General features: G+C 43.2%; 19 protein-coding genes. 3 read left to right on the forward strand and 16 right to left on the reverse strand.

Going from position 1 to position 26,677, the window contains the following annotated elements; translation table 11 throughout:
- Positions 1 to 259 precede the first annotated feature (259 nt).
- From C234_RS0111385 to C234_RS17530, 5 genes are all read right to left on the reverse strand, one after another.
- The gene (locus C234_RS0111385) at positions 260 to 760 is read right to left on the reverse strand and encodes an HlyD family secretion protein (RefSeq protein WP_034537593.1); all 501 of its coding nucleotides are present in this window, start codon (positions 758 to 760) and stop codon (positions 260 to 262) included.
- Positions 761 to 765: 5 nt separating this feature from the next.
- Positions 766 to 2,958, reverse strand: coding sequence for a peptidase domain-containing ABC transporter (locus C234_RS0111390; RefSeq protein WP_027325877.1), 2,193 nt, complete (start codon positions 2,956 to 2,958; stop codon positions 766 to 768).
- 1 nt (position 2,959) lies between these two features.
- A complete protein-coding gene (locus C234_RS0111395) occupies positions 2,960 to 5,272 on the reverse strand; it encodes an outer membrane beta-barrel family protein (protein ID WP_161625917.1) in 2,313 nt (770 codons plus the stop codon).
- Positions 5,273 to 5,320: 48 nt separating this feature from the next.
- Complete coding sequence (locus C234_RS0111400; protein WP_027325879.1) at positions 5,321 to 6,670, reverse strand: radical SAM/SPASM domain-containing protein; 1,350 nt, start codon at positions 6,668 to 6,670, stop codon at positions 5,321 to 5,323.
- Positions 6,671 to 6,983: 313 nt separating this feature from the next.
- Complete coding sequence (locus C234_RS17530) at positions 6,984 to 7,163, reverse strand: hypothetical protein (RefSeq protein WP_148295230.1); 180 nt, start codon at positions 7,161 to 7,163, stop codon at positions 6,984 to 6,986.
- 377 nt (positions 7,164 to 7,540) lie between these two features.
- Here C234_RS17530 and C234_RS0111415 point away from each other — a divergent pair, with 377 nt between their 5' ends.
- Both C234_RS0111415 and C234_RS0111420 read left to right on the forward strand, forming a co-directional pair.
- The gene (locus C234_RS0111415; RefSeq protein WP_027325880.1) at positions 7,541 to 8,908 is read left to right on the forward strand and encodes a sensor histidine kinase; all 1,368 of its coding nucleotides are present in this window, start codon (positions 7,541 to 7,543) and stop codon (positions 8,906 to 8,908) included.
- 33 nt (positions 8,909 to 8,941) lie between these two features.
- A complete protein-coding gene (locus C234_RS0111420; RefSeq protein WP_027325881.1) occupies positions 8,942 to 9,640 on the forward strand; it encodes a response regulator transcription factor in 699 nt (232 codons plus the stop codon).
- Here the strand turns inward: C234_RS0111420 and C234_RS0111425 are convergent.
- From C234_RS0111425 to C234_RS0111480, 11 genes are all read right to left on the reverse strand, one after another.
- Positions 9,637 to 10,677 carry a DUF4435 domain-containing protein gene (locus C234_RS0111425; protein WP_027325882.1) on the reverse strand — a complete coding sequence of 347 codons (1,041 nt, stop codon included), beginning with the start codon at positions 10,675 to 10,677 and terminating at the stop codon, positions 9,637 to 9,639. The two genes, C234_RS0111420 and C234_RS0111425, sit on opposite strands and share 4 nt — an antisense overlap.
- Positions 10,678 to 10,765: 88 nt before the next feature.
- A complete protein-coding gene (locus C234_RS0111430) occupies positions 10,766 to 11,617 on the reverse strand; it encodes an AAA family ATPase (RefSeq protein WP_027325883.1) in 852 nt (283 codons plus the stop codon).
- Positions 11,618 to 11,923: 306 nt separating this feature from the next.
- Complete coding sequence (gene meaB, locus C234_RS0111440; protein ID WP_027325884.1) at positions 11,924 to 13,018, reverse strand: methylmalonyl Co-A mutase-associated GTPase MeaB; 1,095 nt, start codon at positions 13,016 to 13,018, stop codon at positions 11,924 to 11,926.
- Positions 13,019 to 13,029: 11 nt separating this feature from the next.
- On the reverse strand, positions 13,030 to 14,097 hold the full coding sequence (locus C234_RS0111445; protein ID WP_027325885.1) for a DUF1573 domain-containing protein: 1,068 nt from the start codon (positions 14,095 to 14,097) through the stop codon (positions 13,030 to 13,032).
- A 220-nt stretch (positions 14,098 to 14,317) separates the two neighbouring features.
- Positions 14,318 to 15,859, reverse strand: a complete 1,542-nt coding sequence (locus C234_RS16825; RefSeq protein WP_051290252.1) for a BACON domain-containing protein — start codon at positions 15,857 to 15,859, stop codon at positions 14,318 to 14,320.
- Positions 15,860 to 15,872: 13 nt separating this feature from the next.
- The gene (locus tag C234_RS0111455) at positions 15,873 to 16,745 is read right to left on the reverse strand and encodes a Calx-beta domain-containing protein (RefSeq protein WP_158330262.1); all 873 of its coding nucleotides are present in this window, start codon (positions 16,743 to 16,745) and stop codon (positions 15,873 to 15,875) included.
- A gap of 30 nt (positions 16,746 to 16,775) precedes the next feature.
- The gene (locus C234_RS0111460; RefSeq protein WP_158330261.1) at positions 16,776 to 18,242 is read right to left on the reverse strand and encodes a DUF4302 domain-containing protein; all 1,467 of its coding nucleotides are present in this window, start codon (positions 18,240 to 18,242) and stop codon (positions 16,776 to 16,778) included.
- Positions 18,243 to 18,255: 13 nt separating this feature from the next.
- A complete protein-coding gene (locus tag C234_RS0111465) occupies positions 18,256 to 19,191 on the reverse strand; it encodes a substrate import-associated zinc metallohydrolase lipoprotein (RefSeq protein ID WP_027325888.1) in 936 nt (311 codons plus the stop codon).
- 9 nt (positions 19,192 to 19,200) lie between these two features.
- Entirely contained in the window at positions 19,201 to 20,703 is a 1,503-nt protein-coding gene (locus C234_RS0111470) for a RagB/SusD family nutrient uptake outer membrane protein (protein WP_027325889.1), read from the reverse strand.
- A gap of 11 nt (positions 20,704 to 20,714) precedes the next feature.
- Complete coding sequence (locus C234_RS0111475) at positions 20,715 to 24,296, reverse strand: SusC/RagA family TonB-linked outer membrane protein (protein ID WP_027325890.1); 3,582 nt, start codon at positions 24,294 to 24,296, stop codon at positions 20,715 to 20,717.
- Between the two features lie 150 nt (positions 24,297 to 24,446).
- Positions 24,447 to 25,571, reverse strand: coding sequence for a FecR family protein (locus C234_RS0111480; protein WP_160169610.1), 1,125 nt, complete (start codon positions 25,569 to 25,571; stop codon positions 24,447 to 24,449).
- 294 nt (positions 25,572 to 25,865) lie between these two features.
- On the opposite strand from C234_RS0111480, the gene C234_RS0111490 reads away from it, so the two are divergent.
- Positions 25,866 to 26,402 carry an RNA polymerase sigma factor gene (locus C234_RS0111490; RefSeq protein ID WP_027325892.1) on the forward strand — a complete coding sequence of 179 codons (537 nt, stop codon included), beginning with the start codon at positions 25,866 to 25,868 and terminating at the stop codon, positions 26,400 to 26,402.
- Positions 26,403 to 26,677: the final 275 nt, after the last annotated feature.

The following is a 26,677-nucleotide window of genomic DNA, read 5'->3' on the forward strand; positions in this document are numbered from 1 at the left end:
ATGGACTTTTCCTTCCTGGCCATTGCCTTCAATATAAAAAAGATGTGTGCAAAAATGACAAAAGAAGGCATGGATTGGCTAATTAGGCTGTTTTATGAGCTTACTGCCGCTTTATTTAAGTGCTGGAAACACATAAATCAAAGAAATCTTCAAAATATCGCAGCTTAAAGATAATGAACCGATTTGTATAGCGATGAACAAAAAAGGAAGTGCATCGTGCATTACGACACACCTCCGTGAAAAATTATAGAAATAGAATCTACTTGAACAGACTGGCAGGCAAGAGATATTCCATCAGACTGTGGTCGGATACTAAAATAGTAACTGTGCCTTCCATGCCGTTCTTCATTTTGAGGTAATTCACAACATTATCCAACTTCAAATCTATCCGGAAGTAATTCTTTCTTTCTTTTCTATACACTTCTTCATATACTGTTTTCACTTTTCCATTCAGATGCCCGTTTGTTACATCAATGTAGCCTTCCATTTCGATACTGACGGGCATATCTTCTTTTATCCTCGTTATTTCAGTATATGGGATGAAGGCTGTTAACTCTATTTCGGAATAACTGTTTATTGTAACTTCCACTTTTCCCGTCACATTTTCTGGATAAGGAATGAAGCAAGCTACCACTGCCAAACCTGTTATCAATAAAGTAATAAGTGTAATTCCACTACGTATAAGCAGCGGAGGAATGCGCCCGATGATATTTCTAACTTTCTCGCTCCGAAGTTCTATTTGTGCATAATCTATGTTCATAATCGTCAGGTCCCTAATTCCAATTGATTCTTAACTAAATGATAATATGCTCCTTGGCGGTTTATTAATACCGTATGTGTTCCTGTTTCAATTATTCTGCCTCTTTCTATCACAATGAGCTGATCTGCATTCTTTACCGTACTTAGCCGATGTGCGACGATAACTACCGTTTTTCCTTTATAGAATTCCATCAGGTTCTCTACGATAACCCGTTCGTTGTTGGCATCCAGCGCATTGGTCGCCTCGTCCAGAAATATATAATCAGGATTCTTGTATACGGCACGCGCTATCAGAATTCTTTGTTTCTGTCCCTGACTCAGCCCGATACCATCCTGTCCTATTAAGGTGTTGTATTTCAAGGGTAAAGAATTAATGTAACTATCTATGCAGGCAATGCGGGCTGCTTGGAGCAGACGTTCTTTGTCAATTTCGTTATCATCCACCGCAATGTTGCGGGCGATGCTTTCCGAGAAGATAACTCCGTCTTGCATAACCATTCCGCAATGTTTACGCCACCATTTCAAGTTATATTTTTCCAAGTTTGTACAGCCAATGGTTATTTCTCCTGCCAGCAGGGGATAATAGCCTAACAAGAGTTTTATCATCGTTGTCTTTCCGCTTCCGCTGGTTCCCACTATGGCGGTCACTTTTCCTTCGGGAATGGTTATGTTTATTCCATCCAGTATTTTGCTCGGGTTGTGCGGATCATATTTAAAATCGGCGTTTTTAAAAGACAGGCTTTTGTCCCGGTCGTGAAACGCGCTTAATGTACCTTTGTTGTTTTCCTCGTTCTCCATTTCGTGAATTTCGTTGATGCGATCCAGACTTATTTTTACATCTTGGAATGAATAAAGGAAGTTCATCAATTGCTCCACCGGTGCATTGAGTTGCCCGATGATATATTGCACTGCCAGCATCATTCCCAAAGTCATTTGTCCATGAATGACGGTTGTTGCTGCCAGAACGGTGATAATGGTGTTCTTTGCTTCATTAATGAAGATGTTTCCCGCTTCCTGGATCTGCTGTAATTTCAAAGATTTCATATTGACTTGGAACAGATCTGCTTGCACATCTTCCCATTCCCAGCGGCGGCGCTGCTCGCAGTCCTGTAGTTTGATCTCTTGCATGGAAGTAATAAACTGATAGGTTTTGTTATTGCTCATAGCCTGTTTTTCGAACAGTTCATAATCCAATACTTTCCTCTTTTTCAGGAAAACGGCAATCCATAGTCCGTATAAGATGCTTCCCGTGAGAAAGATGAGGAATATCGCCAGGTTATAACCGAACAGCACACAGCCGAATACAATGAAACTAAGCAGAGAGAAGGTGACATTAAGCATTTGTGTGGTAAGAAATTTCTCTACCCGATTATGGTCGTTCATCCGTTGCATCAGGTCTCCGGTAAGCTTGGTATCGAAGAAAGACATGGGGAGATTCAATAGTTTGATAAAGAAGTCAGATATCAAAGAGATGTTGATGCGCATACTGATATGGAGCAACATCCATCGGCGGATAAAATCCACACCGGTGCGGCTTATGGTCAGTATGAGCTGTCCCAACAAAATCAGGTAAATGATTCTCAGATTCTGATGTTTGATACCTATATCAACAATGGCTTGTGTAAGAAAAGGGAAGATAAGTTGTAGCAAACAACCCACTAAAGCTCCCAATATAATCTGCCCGAAATACTGATGATATTGCTTTATGTAACCAAACAAGAATTTGAAGGAACGCTTTCCGTTCGTCGTTTCTCCTGGAAATTCGTAGAAAGCGGGGGTAGGCTGAATAAACATGGCTATTCCTTTTTCTTCTCCTTCAGACTGTGTACTAATCCAGTGATCCTTAAATTCTTTTTCAGTATAAGTCACCAGTCCTTTTCCCGGATCGGCAATATAAAAATTCTTTCTTTTTTTTATTTTGTAGAGAATGACAAAATGATTCTGATTCCAGTGTAGAATGCAGGGCAGGGGGGCTTGAGGAAGTTGTCTCATGGTTACCCGTCCGCAAATGGTATGCAGGGCCATTTTGTTTGCCGCTTCGCTGATGCCCAGCAGAGATACGCCTTCGGTAGTGGCAAAGCAATAACGGGAAAGGGAATCTAGAGAATATTGTTTCCCGTAGTATTTACATATCATTTGCAGGCAAGTGATGCCACATTGCATAGCGTCGTGCTGCTTGCAGAAAGGAAATGATTTCATGTTATAATCTGTTTCTTTCACTTTGCCCGGCTGATCCGCCTTTATATTTATTTTTTGCCTTGTTAAGACGCAGTACCATTCGCAGATAAATATGTCTATAGTCGAGATTGTTCCATTTGTAGAACCATATTTCATCCATGTTCATAGACCATTGTTCGCGATAAGTATTAAACAAATCTGAAACACCGACATAAAGGTCAAGTGACTTCTTGAAACGCTTTCTTATGGAGAAGTCCGAATTAAATGAACTGTGCTCGGCAGTAAATTGAGAATGTCCATAGGACGAACCGTTTAGATTGAATGTAATCGTCCATTGGGTAGGAAAAGTGATTATATTTTTCCACATATAACTAAAAATGGGCTTGTTATAGCTGTGCCCATTGTAGTGCATATTCTGCATGGATATGCCTGTCATGAATGAAGGTTTCCATATACCTATAACGGGCGAATAGGAGAAATTGGTAGAGAAAGTCTCTCTGTCATGGTTCATAAACGAAGTGAGTATGACCGGCTTTTCTTTAAAATGCTGCTGATAAAGCATGATATCATCTTTTTTGTAATTGTAGTCACACTCCAGAAGAAAACCGCCATAGTTTAACATCAGTCCGCAATGATGATTGGTCATTCTTTGCAATGCCGGATTTCCTCCTTCGTATGAAAAGTTATTGTTATAAGAAATATTGCTTCTTAATTGCCAATATCCCGGTTTTCTTACCGTGGTACGATAATTTAAAGATACAGCCAGTTTCTCTTTCTGGTACGATAAGGACAGGGAGGGCGACAAAATTTGGTATGTTTTGCTTTCCGTATCTTGTTTCATTCCATTGACGGAATAATCAAAATCGATATATTCATAGCGCACTCCTCCGTTCAAAGTAAGGCTTCCCCATTCCTTTGCATATAATATGTATGCGGCTATGGCATTTTGCTCCGACTCATTTTGGTTGGTGGGCAAGTCTTCTACGAACGCTTCATTCTCCATTCGATAATTCTGCGTGTTTTTCGTGCTCGTTCCTTCCGCTCCCACTTCCAAGTTTCCATCTCCCACGCGTATTTCTCCCCACATTTTCAGTGCATATAGTTGTGATCGGCTGTTGCTTTGGCTTGGAAGGGTAGTTATCACATTGTCTTTGTCATTCCACGCTACCGCATTGATGAAATTCTCCTTATTGATAAATGTTCCATCCAAGTGAAACAAATTTTTGTTCTCAAATTCGTTACAATAATAAGCACTTACATAGTGCGAGTCACCTCCCTGTCGGATGAGGTTGTTTGAATGAAAAGAAGAATTGATACTATTCTCATGAAGATGATTGAGACATGTCAGGCTGGCGGGCGTGGTAAAGTCCTTGCTATATGTGTATTTCAGTCCGACGGATTGTCTCGGGCTGATAGTGTAATTGAATCCGACCGATGTCTCCAATAATTTGTATTGAAACATAATTTCTCCGTTGTTATCCACTTTGTAAGAAATGGAATTGTGATAGAACGAAGTCCGATCGGTTTGCTCCTGATTCCATTTCTCTTTGTCATAATAGAGCATCATGAATGCATCCCACTTATTTTTTCTGTAGGTTAAATCCAATTGTCCGCTATGCGTGAATTCGCTTTTCTGTTCTCCCCTTAGCGAGAGGCTTCCACCTATTCCGTCTCCGGTGGGGCGTAAGGTTGTAATTTTTATGACGGCATTTGTTTCTGCATCATATTGGCTTTCGGGGTTCATGATAAGTTGTACATCTTTTATCTGCTCGCTTTTCAGTTGCTCCAGTTCGTGGTCGTTTCTAACCAGCCGATTGTTGATATAAATAAGAGGTGTCCCTTTGCCAAACACTTTGATGGTGTTTTTTTGGGTAGTGATAAAAGGCAGCTGTCTCAATACATCTGAGGCTGTGCCGATGTCGCTCAACACAGACCCTTTGATTTGGCTGGTCAGTACCCCGGCTTTCATCCGATATATAGGCTTATGCCCTTTTATAGTAACTTCCCGGAGAATCTGAGACTGATCATTTAACACAATTGTGCCATCGTAATGGTTGCCAATATTGATGATTTTTGTAGAATAGCCTATACTGCTGGCTTTTAATTGTTTAGACTTCTTATTGTCTGTATCGGTCTCCAAATAGAAAAAACCGTTTGTATCTGTTATGCATCCCGCTATAAATGCGGAATCAGCCAGTTCTTGCAGTATGACGTTCACATAAGCAAGTGGAGTGTGGTTCGCATCTGTAACCTTCCCCTTAAAGACCTGTGCCGGAAGTATCGTAGGGAGAAAGCAAAAAAGACAGAAGATCATATATGTTTTTGTTTTTCTCATCTTGAATATCAGTTTCATTCAACCATATAATTTTAAATTGTATTAGTATCAATCTTTCTTATTACTAAGAAGGTAGTTCTTCCTATAATGTAATTCCAAATATTTATCAATTCCCTCTCCTTTATATAAAGAGCAATAATCATAAGTGCCTTTATGAAATTTATTACGTATACGCTGCCATGCGCACCCCGCACTACATATAGGTAAGAAAAAGCATTTTTTACATTCTTCATCTGCAGTCCATTGTCCATCTATGAGATACTGATTGTATAAATTAGGGTTGGTCAGTTTGTTTTGGTTGACATATCCGACTATTTTTTCAGGATATCCCATATCATTCCAACATTTATATATTTCACCGCTTGGACCAATTACATAACCCGTTATACATGTTGCTACACATCCTCTTTGCCTGATTATTTGTGGACAATAATTAACTTTTATATTGCCGTCTTTTTCTAGCTTGTCATAGAATAATCTGGCTTCATTTTGATCAACAGAATCACAAGTTATGCCTGTTTGAAATTTATTGTTAATTCTGATATAACCTGGATAAATTGCGATATGAGAATTGAACAACTCTTTTAATTCCTTGTATAAAATGATGAATCCATCTTGATTATTCTTATCTATATTAATTCTGATTTGCACATGACTATCGGGAAGTTCACGGACAATGACTTTTAAATTGCTTATGATTTTTTGAAATGTTCCTTTCCCATTTTGTAGTATTCTTCTTTTGTTATGTTCTTCTTCAGGCCCATCTATGGTTATTTGTATTTTACCAAGATTTTGATCCTTGAAAAAATTTATAACTTCTTGATTGAAATTATAACCATTGGTGACGATTGCTTGACTTGTTAATTTTACATGGCTATTATGTTTAATTTCATTAAGTATTTTCTTTATAGTATCAAAAGCTATTAATGGCTCTCCACCATACCAGGTAATCCCCATCGTTTTTATAGATTGGTGCTCATTGATGAAGCTGATCATATTTTTTATAGTTTCATCTGTCATTGTTACATTGGGTTTATTTTCTTCATAACAGTAGGGACATCTAAAGTTACAACCAGAAGTTGGGGCTATAGATAAAGATAAATGAGAAGAAGCGTAACTGTCTAAATTGCTTTTTAAAATACTTTGCCTTACAAAATTGTCATCTTCATCCTCTGAAACTATAATTTTAGCTTTTTGAAGAGAAGACAAACAATCATTCCTTATCAGCCCGATATAGTATTGTGGATCTTTACTGTATTCTTGTAGAACAATATATAATTCTTCACTTATTTTAAAAAAGGAATTGTTTCTTGAATTATAAACTATATATTCTGTATCACCTTGATTCTGAACGGTAAAAAGGTGAGTGTATTTTGATATGATTTGTCTACCTTCCATTTTTTATGTATTTAAAAGAATGTGCCAAATGTTTTGGCACATTCTTTGTATTAGTAATATCTATAGGATGTAGTAAAAAGTCAAAGAACTTCCTACTTTTCTTCTATTGATAATTATTAACAGAACTGTAGTTGGGGTTCAACTTCTGTAGGATCTCCATCTCTGTAATTACATGAGAACTGTAATTTGCAGCATTTTCCTGATGATTCGTTGGAGTTATTGCCTCCTTTTATTTGTTCCAAGGAGTCTTCTTCAATTTCATCCTGCTTCAGAATTGTAATAAAATTCTCCATAGTTAAATCGATTAGTTATCTTAACTGAATTGAATAGAAGCTTGTTCTTCTTCTTTTTTACCACGATGATTACATGAAAATTGTAGACCGCAGCAATCGGAAGATCCATCTTGATCAATAGATGAATTCCCACCTTTTATATAGTTTAAAAGGTTTTCTTCTATATAATCAAATTCCTTACTAATATTTTTTTTTTTCAAAATTCATAGCAGTTGTTTTTACAAGTAAAACCTTCACTAAAGCGTTTCAGTTTTGCTCTTCTATACCAACAGATAGAAGTCTGTCACTATATTTTGCGCATTTCTAGTTTCTCAAATAATCAGTCTCTTTGTAAAAGGATTTATCTGGTATCCTCAATCCAATACCATTTGCCGTCTTTGTAAATCCATCTTCCTCCCTTTACAGAGGATAATTCCTGTTTTGTCAATATCTCTATTTCCATACATCATTTCCCTTTTTTATGATATTACAAAGGTAAATTACTTTTTTAAGACTATTGTTAACCAAAGTGTAACCTTTCGTGTAACCAAATAAAATTCTTTGGTTACATTTGTACGTAAATCAGATTACCTACGATATGAGAAAAGTTATTTATATAGCAATAGTTGCTGCCGTTGCCATATTTTGCTTGCAGGGATTATGGATTCATAACATGCGTTGCGCCTATATTTCGCAAGCGGTAGGGACAATGGAAAAAGCCATGTCTGTAAGTATAGGAAAAGAAATAGCATTCCGGCGTCACACCTCTCCCTATAAGGACCCGAAACATCCTAAAATTGTTGCTAAAGCGGCGGACGATATGACACCCGAAGAAAGAAATCAGTTGAAAGGGGATACATTGGATTTGGATTTATTAACTCAAAAACATATTGGTTCCAATTTGTCGGAAGTGATTATCCAGTTTGACCAAGACGGTTTCATAGAAGAGGGAAAATATATACTTCTTCCCAAACTGGACAGTATTTTCTCTCAAGAACTGAAGAAAACGGATGTGGTTGCTAACCATTGCATCCTATTATATAATAAGGATACAACGATAATCAACAGCATTGGGACATTGTCCGCTAATAAGCAGAATGTAGAGAGCACACGCCTTTTCCCTATCGGCACAAAAGGTCTACAGTTTATACAGGTTAAAGCGGAAACTTCGCTTTCACCCTTCTTGCGCGAGATGCTTTTTATCTTGGTGGAATCTATCTTGCTGGTGCTCATTATTTTGGGGTGCGTGGTTTATCTAGTCATTTTGATTAGAAAGAAAGACAAATTATTCAAGCAACGTGAAGCCAGTGTGAACGGAACGGTACACGATCTGAAAGCACCTCTGAACAGCGTGATAACCTTTATGGGGTATTTGAAAAAGAAACTGCCGGATGATTCGTTGCAGCAACTGGTGGAGAGGACAATGGGGCAGACGCGTAATCTGGTATGTGATATAGAAGCATTATTGATCACCGCCCGTAGGGATAAGCAGAAAATAGCGTTGCAAAAAGTGGAAGCGGATTTGCTGCAATTAATTGAACGTGCACGGGAAAGTGTTTCTATGCAGTATATGGGAAAACCTCACCAAATAACACTTGACTCGGATGCCGATGAACTCAGATTGAGGCTGGACCCGCTTTACGTGACCAACATCATCCGGAACTTGCTGGAAAATGCCTTGAAATATTCCAATGAAGGGGTCAGTATTGTCATGAAAGTAAGAAAAGAGAAAGGTAAGGTGATATTGGCAGTTGGGGATAATGGTTGGGGTATAGAAAGAAAATACCAAAAGAAAATATTCACGCAGTTTTTCCAGGTGCCACGCGAGCAAGTAGTCCATCAGCATGGCTATGGTGTGGGATTGGCATATACTAAATATATCATGGAAGCGCACGGCGGAAGCATTTCTGTGGAGAGTGAGCCGGGCAAAGGAAGTACTTTTATTTGCAAATTTCCGCTGGAATGAGTTCTTTTGTATATTCAACTACAAAAACGGGGAATGATGAGTAAGGCAAAGGTTCTTTTTATCGATGATGACGTCATGTTAGGCAATATAGTGACAATGGCACTGACGGAGGAAGGGTATGCGGTGCATCAACAAAATTCATTGACCGGAATAAAAGCTGTTGTCAATGAATTCAGGCCTGCCATTATTGTAATGGATGTAGAAATAGGGGTAGAAGACGGGATTGATGTGATGCCGGAACTGTATGCCGTATCTCCTGAAATTCCTATTATTGTCATATCCTCACATACTGAAAGCAATGAGCTGATCAGAGCTCTTCGGAATGGAGCGATAGCCTATCTAAAAAAACCTTTTGAAATAGAGGAGCTGACAGCATATATAGAACGTCATGCCAATACGACTCACAATTTCATTCCAAAGATAAAAATAGCGTCGCTGGAACTGGATACCCAAAATCATATATTGTATCAAGGGGCTCAAAAATTGAAAAGATTAAGTAAGCTGGAATTTGCATTACTTCTGTTACTGGATGAACATCAAGGAGAAATTGTATCTCATGAGGAAATAAGCAGTTTGTGGAAAGGAGCATTGCCAGACCAACATAGCCTTTATAATTTGGTCAGAAAGGTAAGAAAGATTTTATCTGTAGATGACCGTATTGAAATAGTTACCGTAGGTAAAGACGGTTATGCCCTGAAAATAGGAGATGCTGCAACACTTTTTTCAGATTAACCCTTTTTGGGCACAGAAGTCGCTGCCTGACTCTTCGGCACACCGTTTTTCAAGTATTCCTGAATATCGTGTTTCAGCCATTCGTAATGAAAAAGAGTCTTATAGGCAACGTTTCTCCGTAAAACGACTTCTACATTCACCAGACTGTTTTCATAGCCGGTCAGTTCGTTTCTGAACTGTTCGTCGTGTCCGGCCAGACGTCTGATCTCCAGCTCGCGTTCACGGCGCAAAGCCGTACAAACGGGAATCAGCAATTTCATCACCACATTATTCATGATGTGGTGTCCTTGCATATAGAGATAGGTGGTTTGGGGCACCAACCCCAATTTCTTCAGCTCCCCACGCATGCCGTTCACCTTTGCCGTCAAATCGGGGAAATGGTTTTCCAGCGCGTCGAGCTCACGGTTCACCCGCCGTTGCAAGGCGTCAAGGCTGTGTCCGGGATGTTTCAGGTTGATGTCGCGCAAAGCGGTACAATTGTTGAAATCGTACATGGGGAAGGTGTACGTATCCCGTCGGCGATAGAACCAGATGTTCCACAAAAACAGCGGGTAAACGATTTCGGAATAACGGCTCAGATAGGCTTCGAAATCCAGAGTGGGGCGGTCGTTGAGCGTGGCTTGCACGCAGACCTCGTGCAGGCTGGCGGCGTAGCAATGGTAATTCTCGATGGCGTACGCATACGTCTGGAAGATATATTTGTTCCGGTTGATTTTGCGCGAGGTATGAGTGGCCTCCTGCAACAGGAAATCATAATCGCTGTCTACGCAGGCTATCATGCTTTTCCCCAGCTCATCGGTGTTGAGCGTATTCATCAGCACCATTTTCTTGCCTTTCGTCAGCGAAGTGGACGAAGGGAGCATGACCTGAAAGTAATACTCGTCGTTTTCAAACTCTTCGAGCAGGCTTCGCCAGAAAGCGATATCGTCGTAGCTTTCTACGTATGCGATGATCCGCCGGCGCGTCTTCTTGGGGTAGAGCTTATGAGCCGCATGGAAGTAAGAAGAGGTGAGGTTGTCTCGTAATGTGCTTGGCATTTTGCTGATGATTATGGTTAGAGATCGGGGAACAAACTGATGAGTGACCGGCAAGCGATGCCGGGCGAACGGGAAAAATCACCGGAGCCTACGAAACGGGCGGACGGGACGCTCCGGTGATATCGGTCGAAATGTCGCTTACCTCCGTCACCGCGTCGAGCCATCCCTCCATGATGACCGCAGGCGAATGCGTACTCAGAATGATCTGCACATTAGGATTCAGCTCCCGTATCATCGCAATCAGCCGTTGCTGCCATTCGATATGCAGAGAGGCCTCCGGCTCGTCCATGAAAAGCACGCAGTGTTCATTGTCCTGCACGAGCACGGTCAGCAGAATCAGCAGCATCTGTTTCTCGCCCGAAGAGAGCTTATAGGGCAACAGCAACTCATCGTCCTGATAAAAGGCTATGTCGTTCCGGCGGCGGTCGATCTTCTTTCGCGTATAACCGAAGAGTTCATCGATCAAATCCTGGAAACGACGTTTGGGAACCGACAATTCCGCCGCCTTGTTGCGTTGTTCTTCCTCCGGGTCGGCAAGCAGTTCGATCATCCGGTTGCCTACGTTCACCTGATAGTCGAGGTAACGGCGTTGTAGAAGATACAGTTGCCAGTCGAGTTCGGACTTTACATGCTTATCCGCCATCTGTGCCGTAAAATCGCCCATGATGAGCGGGCGGTCGTAACTGCGGATTACATCGTAAGGAATACCGGTAGCCTGCGGATCATCGAAGAAAAGATGCACCCCTTTCTTCGCGTCGCTCTTGAAGTTGCCCGGAAGCTGTTCCAGATAATCGACCGAACGGTTGATGATGGTCGTCTTCCCCACCCCGTTGATGCCGGAAAGGATATTCACATCCGGTCGCAAATCCCATGCGATATCGTATCGTTTCCAGAGTCCGTCTATCTCAATACGCCGGATAAAGTTGGCCTGTTTCTCCATCCTGTTTCATTTTTAAGTACTTACAAATGTAAACAAAAATATTGATTTAACCAGCTTCACGGAAATATACTTGATTGCATCTCCGGAAAAGCACACAGTTCTTCAAAAAAAGGCGGCGGGCTTTGAAAAAAACACGGCGGGCTTTGAAAAAAAGGCGGCGGGCTTTGAAATCAAACACGGCGGACTTTGAAATCAAAGGCGGGCGGGCTTTTGAAAAGGCATATCACGCTGAGCGAGAAGCAATATTGCAACCTTTCCGGTCCATCATCCCGCCGGGAGTTTCGTTGCCTGCCTGCAACAGGAAACCTACTGCCGGAGTTGCCGGAAATACACATCGAGCAAGTCTTTGGCAGCCGCAAACGACGTCAGATTGCCCCGAAGCACCCCTTGTTCCTTCTCCTGTAAGAGCGTTTGAATCCGCTGATCCTGATAAAAGCTATCGCGCAACTGTTCGTTGATGCTTTCGTACATCCAGTACTTGCTTTGCTCATTGCGGCGATATTCGAAGTAACCGTTGTCTTTTACGAAGTCGATATAGTTGTAAATCATATCCCAGACTTCTTTCACGCCGATATTGTAGAATCCCGAATACGTCAGCACCTGCGGCGTCCAGCCCGAATCGGGCATGGGAAAGAGATGAAGCGCGCTGCGGAATTGCGAGGCCGCCAGCTTCGCCCGGTCCAGATTATCGCCGTCGGCCTTGTTGATCACAATACCGTCCGCCATCTCCATGATGCCGCGCTTGATGCCTTGCAACTCATCGCCGGTTCCTGCCAGTTGAATCAGCAGGAAGAAGTCCACCATCGAATGGACAGCAGTTTCGCTCTGCCCCACTCCCACCGTTTCTACGAAAATCTTATCGAATCCGGCAGCTTCGCAAAGCACAATGGTTTCACGCGTCTTACGGGCCACTCCACCCAATGAGCCTGCCGACGGGCTGGGACGGATAAACGATTTCGGGTGTACGGAGAGTTTCTCCATGCGGGTCTTGTCGCCCAAAATACTCCCTTTGCTCCGCTCACTGCTGGGGTCGATGGCAAGCACGGCCAGTTTTCCGCCTTTCGCGAGCACATGCAACCCGAAAACATCGATCGAAGTACTTTTTCCCGCTCCCGGCACTCCGCTGATACCTATGCGAATGGAATTTCCGGAATAAGGCAGACACTTCTCTATTACCTCCTGCGCGATGATCTGATGCTCCGGCTTCACACTCTCTACCAAGGTAACAGCCTGGCTCAACACCGTAACATCTCCTTTTACGATGCCCTCTACGAACTCCGCCACCGATCGCTTACGTCTCTTCGGCTTGCGTTTCAGGTAAGGACTCACGGAAGAGGGTTGTTCGATGCCTTGATTTACAATAAGCCCTTTGTATTCTCCACTATTCTCAGGATGTTCCATAGCTATGCGATTTAACGTTTTATATTAAGTTCCACTTTCGGGCGAAGCGGGTCGTTCGTTATCATCAGAATGCGCAGATGATGCTTCTTGTTCCCCGTGCTTCTCTTGTGAATGGTTACCCTCAATTTCGTACTTCCTCCGGGAGGTATGACCCTCTTCTTCAACACTACTTCCACCGACGAGTTGAAGACTTGCAGCTTGCTGATGACCAACGGTTTTTTACCCGCATTGGAAATCAGAATATCCCTGCCGGCTTTTTCCTTTCTCATCAACGGAACGCTTAAATCGATATCCGTCTCGGAAAGACGGATGGCGGGAGCATTCAGCGAGTCCTTCTTCGACAGATGGGCAAAAGGCGGAAGCAGAATAGCCGATACGGGTATTTCGTTCTCCTCGCTCACCTTATCGCCGGCAAAGCGGGAAAGGTAGACAGACGTCTGCGTAAGCCCGTAGTCTTTCAGCCGTTGAGTATCGAGAGTGACCTTGACTGTTCCTTTCTTTCCTTTCAACAGTACGGCGGGTTCTTTTTCTACTTTCAGATAGGGAGGGAGATGCATCAGCACAGGTTCGTAAGGACGGTCGGACAGATTGACCACGCTTAACGTAATGACGGGGTTCTCTCCGCGATAAGAGTCGGGGAAAGCCAACTCCTCTTTGTCGATACGTATTTTCCCAATCGCATACGGATGTTGTTGCGTATAGTCTTTCACCTCCTGCACCACCTCGCCCGTAAATTTCAGATAAACCAAATGCGGCTGGGCATTACTGTATATTCCTACCGTCTTCTCAAAATGCCCCAAAGCTTTAGCGTCGAAAGAAGCCTTCACTACCCCTTTTCCTTTGGGCGGAATAGGTTCTTTGGTCCACTCGGCTACCGAACATGCGCAAGAAGTCGTCACGTTTGTCAGCACCAGCGGCTTATCTCCCGTATTCGTAATCGTATACTCCACCGTCACCGGGCGTTTCCATTCTATTTGCCCGAAATGGTGCGTCTCTTTGTTCGAAGAGATACGGGGTTGGGCAAAAGCAGTCAGAGAAATGGCAGACAGAGAAAATATAGCAAATAAAATACGTTTCATGCAGTATAGTTTAATTATATCGACAAATGTAGAGTTTTTCACCGAGAAAAAGAACGAATGAAAAGGAATATTAACGTAGCATTCGAACAAGTCCGAAGCTCGATTCGGGCTTTCGCGCAAATAAAGAAACTCCGCAAATAGTTCTTACAAGATATTTTCCAATACCGATGCAATCACTTTTGCGGAGTTTCTGATGTCTGTACAATACGTTCTTTCTAACTTACTCCGTACATTCTTTTAATTTATAGTCAGTACTATTATCTCCCTCCACTTCGCGTTGGGGGTTAATATAGTAATTAAGCCTCCAACCACCGAAACGCTTCGGTACACAGGTGTTTTTATCGAATTTATTATACTTCATTTTTAAGTTTGTCAGCTTAGGCAGGCTTAAAAAGCTCGCAGGGAATTCTCCTTCGAAACGATTGAAATCCATATCGAGCCAAACGAGAGACTTAAGAGCGGATATATCGGGGAATTCACCGCTAAACCGATTGGATGTTATATAGATATGTGTCAATTTAGTCAGCCTGTTTATGGCGGCAGGTAATGGGCCTGATAGTTTATTGCGTTGCAACTTGATTTTAATCACCTCAGTCAACCAACCGATCTCGTTCGGCAATGAACCTTCCATATTATAATCCAACAATGAAAGGTCGACCACACGAAGCTCTCCATTCACATGATCAAAGAACACTCCCGGCCAATTTTCATCGGACAGTGGCATCTCCAACTTCCAGGGATAAGTCCAATGTTCGCCTCCCGTAGCCTCATAGAGAGCCACCAACGCCAGACTGTCTTTCATCCGTCCGGCAGGAATCTTCTTTTGTTCGACGGTAAGCATATCCGTTTTGCCGGTTTGGACGAGAGAACGAACGGTCAGAACAGCCTTGCGTTCCGCATCAGTGGAACCCGCCTTTACAAACACAACCGCATCGCCTTCATATTCCAGCTTATCTATCTGCAACCATTCCGGCTTGCCTTCAATCTTCCACTTCCCGTCTCCCTTTACAGTGAAAGCGAATGTGGACGCTTCATCATCGAGCAATACTTTCTTGCTTCCGGGAGAAACAATGTTAAGAACCAACGGACGACCGTCTTGCATAATCTCGATGCTGTCTTTCAATGTGGGGTACTCCACAGATTGGGCATACACATACATGGAACGTGCCTCCACGCTTTCGTTCTTGCTGACAATCAACATTCCGCTACCGTCTTTCTCACCGCGTTTGGTCAACACCGTGCTCCAATTGTCGGCGTTCTTCGTGTATACGCGCCAAGAGGTGGAGCTTGATATATCGAACGACACTTCAGTGTATTCTTCCCCGGTGAGAGGTTTTTCCAAAGCTTTCGACCGTATTTCGATGGCATATCCCTTCGGAATGAAATTCACGGCACACTGCTGCCTGACGACCAGCGTATCGCTCTTTCTCTGCCCCACAGTGTTATACACTACGATCTTTCCTTCGCGGGCATCGCCTGCATTCGCCTCCATACGGAAACGCAGAGTGTCGTTGAACTCGCCTTTTTCTGTGCTGCAAGTCAGCCATTCCGATAAACTGGCAACCTTCCAGCGGGCATTAGACCGAAGCAATCCGTATCCTTCCTGAGCGTCGGGGGTAAACATTCCCTCATCTTCCGCAGAGGCTTCGAGTTTCACAAAAGGTTCTTTCGCCCCGAACAAATATTCGTTCTTCTCGCTACATGCGACCGCAACCGACAATGCCATGCAGGCCGCAACTGTTTTTATGCTTTTCTTCATCATAACCTTCCGATTCTTATTGAATTACTTTTTCCAAAACAATATCTTTCAAGACGTAGTAGAAAACGGGCTGTTTCTTTTTATCAAGAGTGACTCCCGCCAAAGCATCTTTCATGAAAACCAGTTTTTTCCCTCCGGACACTCTGATACGGATAGGAGTCTGTTCGGCATATCCATCGGGGGTGATGCTGATGGTAAACCCTTCGCCTTTTCCATAATCGCCGATTTTTTGCATTACGGGCATCTGTATGTTGCCGCTTTCATCGACTTCAATATACAGATCGTCTGCCAACGACAATGGGAAAACCTCCTGACCTTTAACCAAAATCAGATTACGGAGTACATACCGCTGAGGATTTTGCGCATCCTGCACTATCTCTACAGTGCCGGGCTCTGTCTTCAGCAAATCTCCCGATTTGAAATCTTTCGCTGTAAGCGTATATTTACCCGGTAACTCGAAAGGTTTCATATCATCGCTGATAATATAAACTTTAACGGTCGATACGACAGATTGCACTTCAGGAGTCTCTACCTTCAAAGTAACTGTAAAATCTTTCTTGTCTTCTGTGACTTCTTTGTTATCAATCATCCGGATACGAAGCAACAAGGTTCCGCACCGCTCGAATATCAGCTCTTTGTCGAGCAATTCATAATCTGTGCCTGCAACAGCGCTCCCGTCTGCGGCCTCAATTTTCACAGAGACCGAAAGAGGAAGATCGTTGCGCACCCCCGATAGAACGACCGGCAGCTCCAATAGCCCCGAATTTTCTCCGACATCCACGCTGCTCCTGGAGAAATCGACACGAAGCGAGGCGTAGTCTACTCTGTCCGATTCACTGCAACCGAACAAGAATAACAATATCCATAATTTATATATGATCTGTTTCATGAAGTTATTTTCTTTTTTCTTAAACAACATTTATCTGTCTACATCTTTCTGGGTATAGGGATACAGCGTAAAGAAACTTCCGGTAATATCCTCCTCGTCCACTACCTTTATAGTGGGATTATTCGTATTAGCACCCTGCGCATACAACCCCCATCCCTTTTCATGCAAGAGCTGATACAGCATCGGCATGGCAGCTTTCGCTTTCGCACGGGCATATTCTTCTCCTTTTTCTTTATAAGCATCCAGAAAAGCCTGTTCGATAGATCCGGTCAATGAAATCACCCATTTTCTGTCGGCTGTAGTTTCATAGTCTACCGGAATACGTACAAATGTCGGATTGGAGCCGTACAAATCTTTGCCGGAATAGCTCGGATCGGTATCGGCATAAATCAGAGTGAGCTCTTTCTCATATTTGAACGGTACCTTTCCCATGTCTTTATCGATGTTTTTGGCAAAGTAGATGACATTGAGATGTTGTTCTTCCGAAGCATAAGGAGGACGAAGGTCATCGAACAGCTTTTTCAGGTTGCGTCCGATCGGATCGCCCGTGGCATGGTACACTTCGATTCCCAGATACACTTTATCGAACGTGTCGAACGCCATCCGCTGAACCGCCGCTCCCTTATCGGTATACTCCAGTGTCAGTTCCGGATGGGCGGCTTCTACGATTGTTTTTTCCGCAGGATCTACCAGAAAATGCTGAATCGTACCTACTTCCTTTATTTTCAAAGGAGATACCAGACTGAACCCGGTGGGGGTAATATAAAAAGGAAGTATGGCGAACTCGCTCTTCAGCCCATCGCTGTAACGATAGAGTACAACTCTCGAATCGGCATCTACAAAGAACAAACTTTCCAAAAAGTTTCCTTTATAAAGCAAACGCTGGTATTTTCCTTGCGTCGGGTCGTAACCGATTGCTTTCTTCACTTCCGCAATTCCTTCGAGTGTCCAGTCTTTCTCTGTAGCCGGCTCGAATACATAGGTGATAATCTCGGATTGCCTCTTGCCGATGCCCATGTTCGACTTTCCTTTCATATAAAGCTTGCCGTCATGGAATTTCTCGAAAATAAACTGAGTCTCCGGACCGGCATACCTGTCCGGGCGACCGTCTCCGTTGGTATCTATCACAAATTCGTTCCACGCGGAGAATTGGGAGAAAGATTCAAAAATCAGTTCCGGATTCTGAATATAATCCACACGATAAGTGATTGTCTCATCGAATTTCACTCCTTTACGGTAATAATAATCCACCGGATCACATTTCAAAGTCACTTCTCCCTTCTCGTCGAATTTCATAAGAACAAGCCAGCGTCCCACCGAACTGCCGGTTCCGAAATAGGTTTTCCAACCGTGCGGTGCGTCCAGCAGTATCTTTTTATATTCCGCTTTCACGGCAGCTACCCGTTGTTCGGGTGTCTGGTCGAATATATCTTTCACCGAATCACTCGAACAGGCATAACAGCAAGCCAATACGAGGATAACTATAATTTTCTTCATTGCATTCATTCGTTTATTTCATATTTGACTGGTTCAACCGTTGAAGTATTATCTCTCTCAAATGCTCGAGATTGATCGAGAAGTTGCTTTGGTAGTACTCCTTCACAAGCGTAAGCTTCTTGTCGATCCACGTTTTTCCTTCGTTCAGAAATGGTCTGGAAAGGTCATTCTGTAAATAAGTCGTTTCAAAATCCACCGGATCGGTCAGCAAATAAATAGAGACCAGCTCCGCAAAATCTTCGAATTCGGTAGAAGTTCCGTAAGGAGTCAGCATTCCTTTCATGATGGCCCGGTTCTGGGCAACGGAATCGACCTGATGTTGCGTGGGAGATTGCACACCGGCAGCTCCCAACTCCTGCTGCGCGTGCACATACATATCCTGCCATGCCCGGCCTGTATAGTTGTTTTCGGTCACTTTATTAAAGCCCACCGGCAAATTATATTTCTGATGAATGATATGCGAAAACTCATGATGAATGGTATGAAGCTGTTGAATCACCCAATCTTTCCTTGACAAATCGAAATAATTCAATTCGGTAAGCGTAATCCGCACACCGGCATCGGCATATCCTAACGTACGCGTTCCGTCGGCATTACGAAGTTCGGAACCCACAAGAACGATTTCGGGAGGGAAATGATCGCGGATAAAATCTGCGCTCGCTTTCGATTCCAGAATGAAAGGCTCGATCCAAAACCGGCGGAGCATCTCTCCCGTAGGTACAACAACCTTTCGCATGGCAGGCGCCACAATATAACTGATGTCGACATACCTGTCCACCCATTTCCAACGAATGGCACAACGATACTTGTCTTGAAAATTCTCCTGAAAATATACATCGATTTCATCTGTAGACAAATCTACTTTCTCAGATACATAAGCTTTGTTTTCATCATCCTGGCAAGACGAGAACAAACATAGGCCAAATAGTATATATATAAGTTTTTTCATAACTACAATTTAATTATAAGTCACTAAATGTTCTTTCGGTTCGGGAGAGTCTTCTCTCACATTAGGCTGCAAACCTCCGTGAGTAATGGCTGTTTGCGGAATTTGCAATACTTTACGCGGATCGTTGGGCATCAATGTATTCACAGTTCCTTCCATATCCACATGAACCACGGGCAAGTAATGACGGCGAATATCGAACCAACGCAATCCTTCCTCTACGAATTCACGGCGACGTTCATCCAACACCATTTTCATGCGCAAGGCGTTTTCATCCAAATCCTGAAATGTTTTTTTATAACCGTTATAAAGAGTAACATAATCAATCGTTCCGCCATATACAGCGTTCAGATAGGCTCCGAACTGGCTTTCGAATTCCGTCTTCTTTTCGTTTCCCATCATGACCCATGCTTCCAGACGGTTGAAGAAAACTTCCTCGCCTCTCAGGGCGACTTCAACGGTATAAGGAAATCCGGACGAAGAGGTAATGGATGTGCGGCGTATCAAATCGCGTTGAAATTTGGGAAGGAACGATGTGGTACTTCCGTTGCCATAACTATAGCTTACGGAAAAACGTTTGTCGTTTTTAGAAATCACCATGCTTTGATATACATCCTGATTGAAACGGTAACCGGTATAAGCCTTATACCCGTATAAAACGTCTTTGCGAATCAGCAACAAATTCGACATCAAAGCCGGATCGGTAAATTTACGTGCAATTACTTCGCTGCTCGCACCGGTATATACCTGGCTATAGTCGCGAATAAACTGTGGGTTATATCCATGCCCCAAAAGCTCGGTGGCATATTTCTCTGCTTTCGGATAATCTTTCTTGAACAAGAAGAAACGGGAAGCGAAAGCCAGAATAGCCGATCTGTTGAAATGATACTTACCGGAATTTTTCAAGAATCTGTCCGATGCCAAGTCAATGGCTTCCAACAAATCTTTTTCGATAAAATCATATACTTCCTGTACGCTGCTTCGTTTATACTGAGCCAGCAAGGTTACTTCCGCCTTCTCCATGATTACCACTCCGGGATCGGTAGCTGCTGTCTGAGGGTCGTATGTTTTGGCAAAAACATTCACCAGCATGAAGTGGGCGAACGCGCGGCAGGCGAGCGCCTCACCCCGAATAGCATTCCGACGTTCGGTATTTTTCTCGGAAATCTCTTTCAGTGCCAGCAATGCCTGATTGGCATGCGCTATCGCATTGTAATGAGAGCTCCAATAGAAAGAAGGAGTATCCTGCCCTTCGAGCTCCACATTCTGCCAACGGTAAGCTTGTGTCATATCGAGACGTTGGACATTCTTGGGATCGGCGCCTACATTATCGCTCATCCACTCCATAAATACGCCGCTTCCGTTAGGATAAGCGTTTGTCAGCAGTTCGGCTACTTTCTCATAACTATCCAAACGCAGCCGGTTGTCGGGCGTTTCGTCCAGGAAAGAGTCGCACGAAGCGCAAACTCCCAGCGCAAACAGCCCTATAATAATATTAGTAAACAGATTTCTCATATACTTGCGAATTAAAAGTTTAGACCTACAGTAAATGTATACATTTTAGAAACGGGCAGAGAAACACCGCCTGACAAATAGAATTCCGGATCGATTCCGTTGAGTTTGCTGTCGGAATAAAGCAACAGTAAGTTGGTTGCCTGAAACGACAGGTTGGCGCTGTTGATAAACGTACCTTTCAACCAGCTGTGTGGCAACGAATAACCTACAGTCAGGTCTTTCAAACGAATAAAGTCGCCTTTTGCCACCCGCTCGGTACTCTTGTTGTACATCTGATAAGTCTGTTTCCCTTCAATACGTTTGTAAGTCCGTTTATCCAAAATGGCAGGGATTGAAGTGAGCTGCTCGTCTCCTTTGATTCTCCAACGGTTCTTTAGCTCTTTCGGGAAAGCGGAGTAGTCGTTGTATGACGGATAGAACGCATCGTCCAATCGGATGACATTGCCCCATTTATACACCAATCCCAATGACATGTTCCAATTGCGGTAACGGAATGTGTTTGTCAATCCTCCGTAACTTTTCGGTTCCAACGGACCTTCGTACTTCAATACTTTGTCGATGTCCGAACGCGACTGCAGATTCATGTCATACACGATTTCATTGTTTTCGCCGTAGAATGTCGGGATACCGTCTTGATCCAATCCGGCAAAGCGAATGGAGAACAAGCCTCGCTGCGGATAGCCCAACATGGCTACACCCGTATTCGAAATAGCGGAAGATATTCTTGAAAAGTTGTTCAGCTTGGTAATCTCACTCTTATGGAAGTTGAGATTCAAGCTGCTTTTCCATTCAAAATCTTTCGTGGCAATATTGAGTGTACTTACGGCAAACTCGAATCCGCGTGACTTCATGTTACCGATATTTCCCAGTTTGATAGCCTGACCGCCTACTCCTGAAGTATATACAAAGTCGATCAAATCTATCGATTTACGACGATAGTGAGCCACATCCAACATGATCCGGTTTTTGAAAAGGGCCATCTCAAAGCCTAAATTCAATTCATACATTTTTTCCCATGTCAGATCTTTATTCTGTAGACTTTCGATAGTGTTGTATACCTCGTTGTCGGTAGGACGGAGCGTTTGCTTCGCATAAATCGTCAGCTCGGCACTCGTAGCCGGACCCATGATACCGTTATACCCATAAGATATTTTCGGTTTCAACAAACTGATCACTTTCGAATCCTTGAGGAACGATTCTTCGTGCATATTCCATGCAGCGCTCACATTCCACGAAGGCAAATAACGGGCATCGCGCGAACTGCCCAACTGGTTCGAACCGTCGTAACGGAAGCCGCCGTTGAATATATATTTTCCGGCATACGAATAAGCCACATTCATGAACGATGAAATTCTGCGGTCGCGACTTTCGCGATATGCGTAATATACATCTCCCTGTTGTTTCAGGTAATCCATTACATCCGGGTGAGTGGAAACCACACCGCCTTTATCCCACAGATATCCCCAACCGTCGTTGGCTCTGAGCTTACGCTCCACACTGTTTATCTCGAATCCGGCAAACACGTTGGCAACATGATCCATACTGATTTTCGGAGAAAAATCTGCGGTCGCTCTCATATACGCATGGCGCATGTCCGACTCTTCGGTATTGTAGAAACCGCCTTCGGGCAAAACGCTGTATGGATTGGCCGTCGGCAACTTGGGATTGCGGAACAGGAAACGGTTGGCGTCGATAATCGATTGCGAATAGTCCGCCCTGTAGGCTTCCGCCTGATTCGAGAACTCATGAATCTTATGTTCCTTCAACGTATTGGCAGCACGATACTGGAACGATCCCATCAACGTCAGGCTTTTGAACGGGTTGTATTCCAAATCCATCTGTGCGGTGATGTCGCGAACGGTCAGATCTACAAAATTGTGTTCCAATTCATGAAGGATATTGAAGTTGGTATAGCTCCGGCGGAAGAACTCCCGATTGCCGTTCTCATCATACGCTCTCATGCTACGGCTGGTATTCAACGCATAGTTGAAAGGATTGATATCGAAATCGCGTGTAAACTCACCGGTTATCGCGTCAAAGTTCCGGTCTTTCGTTCCCGGTACACGTTGATCACGAATATTTGTCGAAAGCTTCAAGCCCACATTAAACACTTTCGAAAGATTGAACTTTCCTCTCAATGAAGCCGTATAGCGTTTCACCTTATCCGAAGTGACAGCCATACCGTTATCGTCGTAGTAACTCAACGAAGCATAATAAGTCGTCTTCTCACCACCGCCGGACAGGCTCAAAGAGTGCTGGTTCACCAACGAATGATGGAACAAAGTATTGAACCAGTCGGTATTACTGTTGGCATAACCCGAGAGAAAATCCTCGTTCAACGTACCGTTCGGCCCCCAGTTAATATTTCCTTTGGTTATCTCGTCGAACATTTTCCCCATGGCTCCGAAGTTCTCGCTACGCGCTACCGTGGTGATATCGATCCATCCTTTGTTCACCAGCTCCTTGTAAATATACATCTCGTCGCTCGACTCCATGATGTTGAAGTCACCGTATCTCGGGCGCCCTTTTAACGCCAAACTTCCTGTATAGTTGACCGACAGTTTGTCTTTCTTACCTTGTTTGGTCGTAATAACAATCACACCGTTCATGGCCTGCGCGCCATACAATGAAGTAGCCGACACGTCTTTCAATATTTCGAAGCTGCTGATATCCTCCGGATTCAATCCTGCCACGCCTGAGCTCAACAAGGTAGAAAGATTACCCGAAGTAAGTTCCTCAGCGCTCACCGACATCAAGTCTTCCAGCACTACGCCGTCGACAACCCACAAGGGTTTATTGGTTCCGTTGATCGAAGAATTTCCGCGAATGGTCAATATCGGACTGGCTCCGAAAGAGCCCGACACATTTGTTATCTGCACTCCCGAAACCTTACCCTGCAGTGAGCTCGTCAAATCGGGGGTTCCTTTCAGAATCGTTTCATCGGCATTTATTTTGCTGGCAGAACCCGTAAACATTTTACGGTTGATTTTTTGATAACCGGTTACCACCACATCTCCCAGACTGATGGCATTATCTTTCATTACCACTTGCATAGTTTTCGTCCCGATACGTCGTTCTACCGTCTCCAAGCCGACATACGAAATTATCACCACATCATTCAGAGAAGCATCGAGCCTGAAGTTTCCGTCGATATCGGTAATCGTTCCCTGCGTAGTTCCTTTCAGTTTCACTGCCGCTCCGATTACAGGTACGCCTTGCTCGTCGACAACCGTTCCTTTTATTTCCGTTTTTGTTTCTTTCGAAGGCTGAGACTGGGGAGACAATATGATTGTCATATCTTTCAACCTGTAAGAAAGGCCTGCCTGCGGAAGATATTCGTCCAATACCTCCTTCAGTTCCTTGTCCCGACATGCGTAACTCAACCGTTTCGACATGTCTATCAAGTCCTTTCTGTACAAGAACTTATACTTAACTTGTTGCTCCACTGCCCGAAAAAAGCTTTCGATAGAAGCCTGTTCCAGATTTAGCGTAATCCGACTGCCCTTTTGCTGCGCATTTACCACTTGTAAATGGCAAAGAAAGAGCAAAACGCATGCTAAACTTCTTAAAGAAAAGAATGATCGTTTATCCATACTTCACCTTGGTTTTTATATTAATTATGTCTCAAAAAAACTCAAAGAATTTTGTAGAAAACCATTTGGCTTCCTTATCAACTATACCTATTATTTTTCTGTGCTTTTCTACAGATTCGAAAATATCCGCCACATTTCACTAAAATCCTCTTACTTCCTGACGAGGATTTCTTGGCCTTTGCGATCGATATGTATCAAACCGCTTTCTTCGATCATCCGGATGATCTCATCCAACTGTTCATATTGTTTGAACGCACCGGTAAACGGCAACTCTTTCAGCGAAGGCTCTTCGTAGGCAATTGTGACATCATACAATCTGCCTAATATATTCATCAGTTCCTCCAACCGTTTGTTCTTGAATGTGATTACTTCATCTACCCATGCCGTATATTCGTATGTATCTACATTTACCACTGTCAGCCGGTCGTCATTCACGCGGCATTGCTGTCCGGGGGTCAATTCGACCGACTGGCTGCCGAGTGAGTATCTGATTTTACCGCGCACCAGCGTAATCATAGGTGTCTCATCATCGTAGCAATGCACATTAAACGCAGTACCCAATACCCTGACCACTCCATGTTCGGTATTAACTATGAACGGATGAGCTTTGTCTTCGGTCACTTCGAACAAGAGTTCTCCTTTGACAGACACCATACGGTCAGGGCCATCGAACCGGTTAGGGAATGTTATTTCCGAATCCGAATTGAGCCATACTTTCGTCCCGTCGCTCAGTTGCATCTTGAATTGTTTTCCCCTGAGTATTTTAAGTGTGTTGTATACGACCTCAGGAGAATTATCCTTTTCTTCTGTAATCAATTGTTCTCCTTGTTTGATCGCTTCCGCTGAAACCGTCATCACACTCTTCGACTGATTCATCGGAATGCGTTTTCCATCCGCAGTCAACAATAATGCGTCAGCCTGCGTTTCATTGATTTCAGGTAAATTGTCATCCATCAAACGCTCGGTATATATCCGGTTTTGCAACGCTCTTCTTTCCATTATCCAATAAAAAAAGAACGAAGAGAGCCCCACCAAAGCAACTAATGCCGCAGCTACAGACCAACGCTTTAAGAATATGATTTTCTTTCCGGATTTTTGTTTTCCGGTATTTGTCCATTTCTCATACGCCTCTTCCGCCTCCATACGATCTTTTTCGGGATCGAACGATGCAAGAAACTCCGGTCGCTCGTATTTCTCAAGCAACTCTCTGTATCGAGGCGAATCCGCCAGCCACCGTTCCAGCTCTTTCTGCTCTTCGGACGTTATAATACCCAAGATTTTTTTTCGAATTAGCTCGGATACAATAATCATTCGGTTGTTTCCCATTTCTGACACTAAAGATTATCGTTTTATTAACAAGACAATTAAAAAAAGAAAAAGTGGCGCAAGAATTGAAAAAAAACATCTTTTTCTTTCTTTTTCATACATTTTCTACCTTGACTCATATTTCTTTCAAATTCATCGGAAGAAACATTGCTCAAAAGAAAATTATTGTAACTTTGCCCCTCCATATAGAATAATGTAAATTTAACCAAGTAACAAAAAATATTAAAAGCGCATTTTCAACCAATGAGTCAAGCACATCAAGACGAATGGATCATCACACAACTTACCACGAACTTTGACGAAGGTTTCCGTTTGATGTTTCTTGCATACTATGCTCCCTTAAAGCGAATTGCCGGGAAAATAGTAGGTTCAGGCTTTGCAGAAGATGCCGTACAGGATATTTTTACCAAAATATGGTCGAATAAAGTGTGTTTCGACAATGTCAATTCCCTTAAGTCTTATCTATATACAAGCATACAGAACCAGTGCCTTAATGTTCTCCGTAAAAACGGACTGCTGGAAAATTATAAAGAAGCGCTGCAGAATGAATATTGGGAAGAAGCCATTCTTGACGAGGAAGTCTTCATGCGATTGTACGAAGCCATCGACCTGCTTCCGGAACATTATAGAGAAGCGATGATTAAGACATTGCAAGGAGAGTCCATTGCCAAAATAGCCTCATCGATGAACGCTACTGAAGATACGATTAAAGCTTACAAGCGAAGGGCCAAGCAATTGCTGAAGAAACAGCTGTGCGACCTTTCCCTTATATACAAATAATATACGACAAGGCGGAGGTGTGTCAAAATGCACACCTCTTTTTTTATGCACAAAGCCCCGACTTTCACAAGCCGGGGCTTTGTTATTACCTAAAGATTTTGTATCTTTAAGCATAACTTTTTATACTATGACAAAGATACATTTTCGTCCTTACAATCCCAACCAAACAGTGCTTTTTCCTCAAAGAATTGACGAGGATATTGCAGAGAACGATCCGGTGCGCATGGTTGACGCACTGGTTGAGAGCCTGAATCTTGAAAGTTTCAGAAAGTTGT

Source organism: Bacteroides pyogenes DSM 20611 = JCM 6294 (genome assembly GCF_000428105.1).
Taxonomy (GTDB): Bacteria; Bacteroidota; Bacteroidia; order Bacteroidales; family Bacteroidaceae; genus Bacteroides; species Bacteroides pyogenes.

Bases quoted from the DNA above. Each gene is read 5' to 3' on its own strand.
- C234_RS0111385 (WP_034537593.1), bottom strand. From the start codon at position 760: ATGAACATAGATTATGCACAAATAGAACTTCGGAGCGAGAAAGTTAGA.
- C234_RS0111390 (WP_027325877.1), bottom strand. From the start codon at position 2,958: ATGAAATCATTTCCTTTCTGCAAGCAGCACGACGCTATGCAATGTGGC.
- C234_RS0111395 (WP_161625917.1), bottom strand. From the start codon at position 5,272: ATGAGAAAAACAAAAACATATATGATCTTCTGTCTTTTTTGCTTTCTC.
- C234_RS0111400 (WP_027325879.1), bottom strand. From the start codon at position 6,670: ATGGAAGGTAGACAAATCATATCAAAATACACTCACCTTTTTACCGTT.
- C234_RS0111415 (WP_027325880.1), top strand. From the start codon at position 7,541: ATGAGAAAAGTTATTTATATAGCAATAGTTGCTGCCGTTGCCATATTT.
- C234_RS0111420 (WP_027325881.1), top strand. From the start codon at position 8,942: ATGATGAGTAAGGCAAAGGTTCTTTTTATCGATGATGACGTCATGTTA.
- C234_RS0111425 (WP_027325882.1), bottom strand. From the start codon at position 10,677: ATGCCAAGCACATTACGAGACAACCTCACCTCTTCTTACTTCCATGCG.
- C234_RS0111430 (WP_027325883.1), bottom strand. From the start codon at position 11,617: ATGGAGAAACAGGCCAACTTTATCCGGCGTATTGAGATAGACGGACTC.
- meaB (WP_027325884.1), bottom strand. From the start codon at position 13,018: ATGGAACATCCTGAGAATAGTGGAGAATACAAAGGGCTTATTGTAAAT.
- C234_RS0111445 (WP_027325885.1), bottom strand. From the start codon at position 14,097: ATGAAACGTATTTTATTTGCTATATTTTCTCTGTCTGCCATTTCTCTG.
- C234_RS16825 (WP_051290252.1), bottom strand. From the start codon at position 15,859: ATGATGAAGAAAAGCATAAAAACAGTTGCGGCCTGCATGGCATTGTCG.
- C234_RS0111455 (WP_158330262.1), bottom strand. From the start codon at position 16,745: ATGAAACAGATCATATATAAATTATGGATATTGTTATTCTTGTTCGGT.
- C234_RS0111460 (WP_158330261.1), bottom strand. From the start codon at position 18,242: ATGAAGAAAATTATAGTTATCCTCGTATTGGCTTGCTGTTATGCCTGT.
- C234_RS0111465 (WP_027325888.1), bottom strand. From the start codon at position 19,191: ATGAAAAAACTTATATATATACTATTTGGCCTATGTTTGTTCTCGTCT.
- C234_RS0111470 (WP_027325889.1), bottom strand. From the start codon at position 20,703: ATGAGAAATCTGTTTACTAATATTATTATAGGGCTGTTTGCGCTGGGA.
- C234_RS0111475 (WP_027325890.1), bottom strand. From the start codon at position 24,296: ATGGATAAACGATCATTCTTTTCTTTAAGAAGTTTAGCATGCGTTTTG.
- C234_RS0111490 (WP_027325892.1), top strand. From the start codon at position 25,866: ATGAGTCAAGCACATCAAGACGAATGGATCATCACACAACTTACCACG.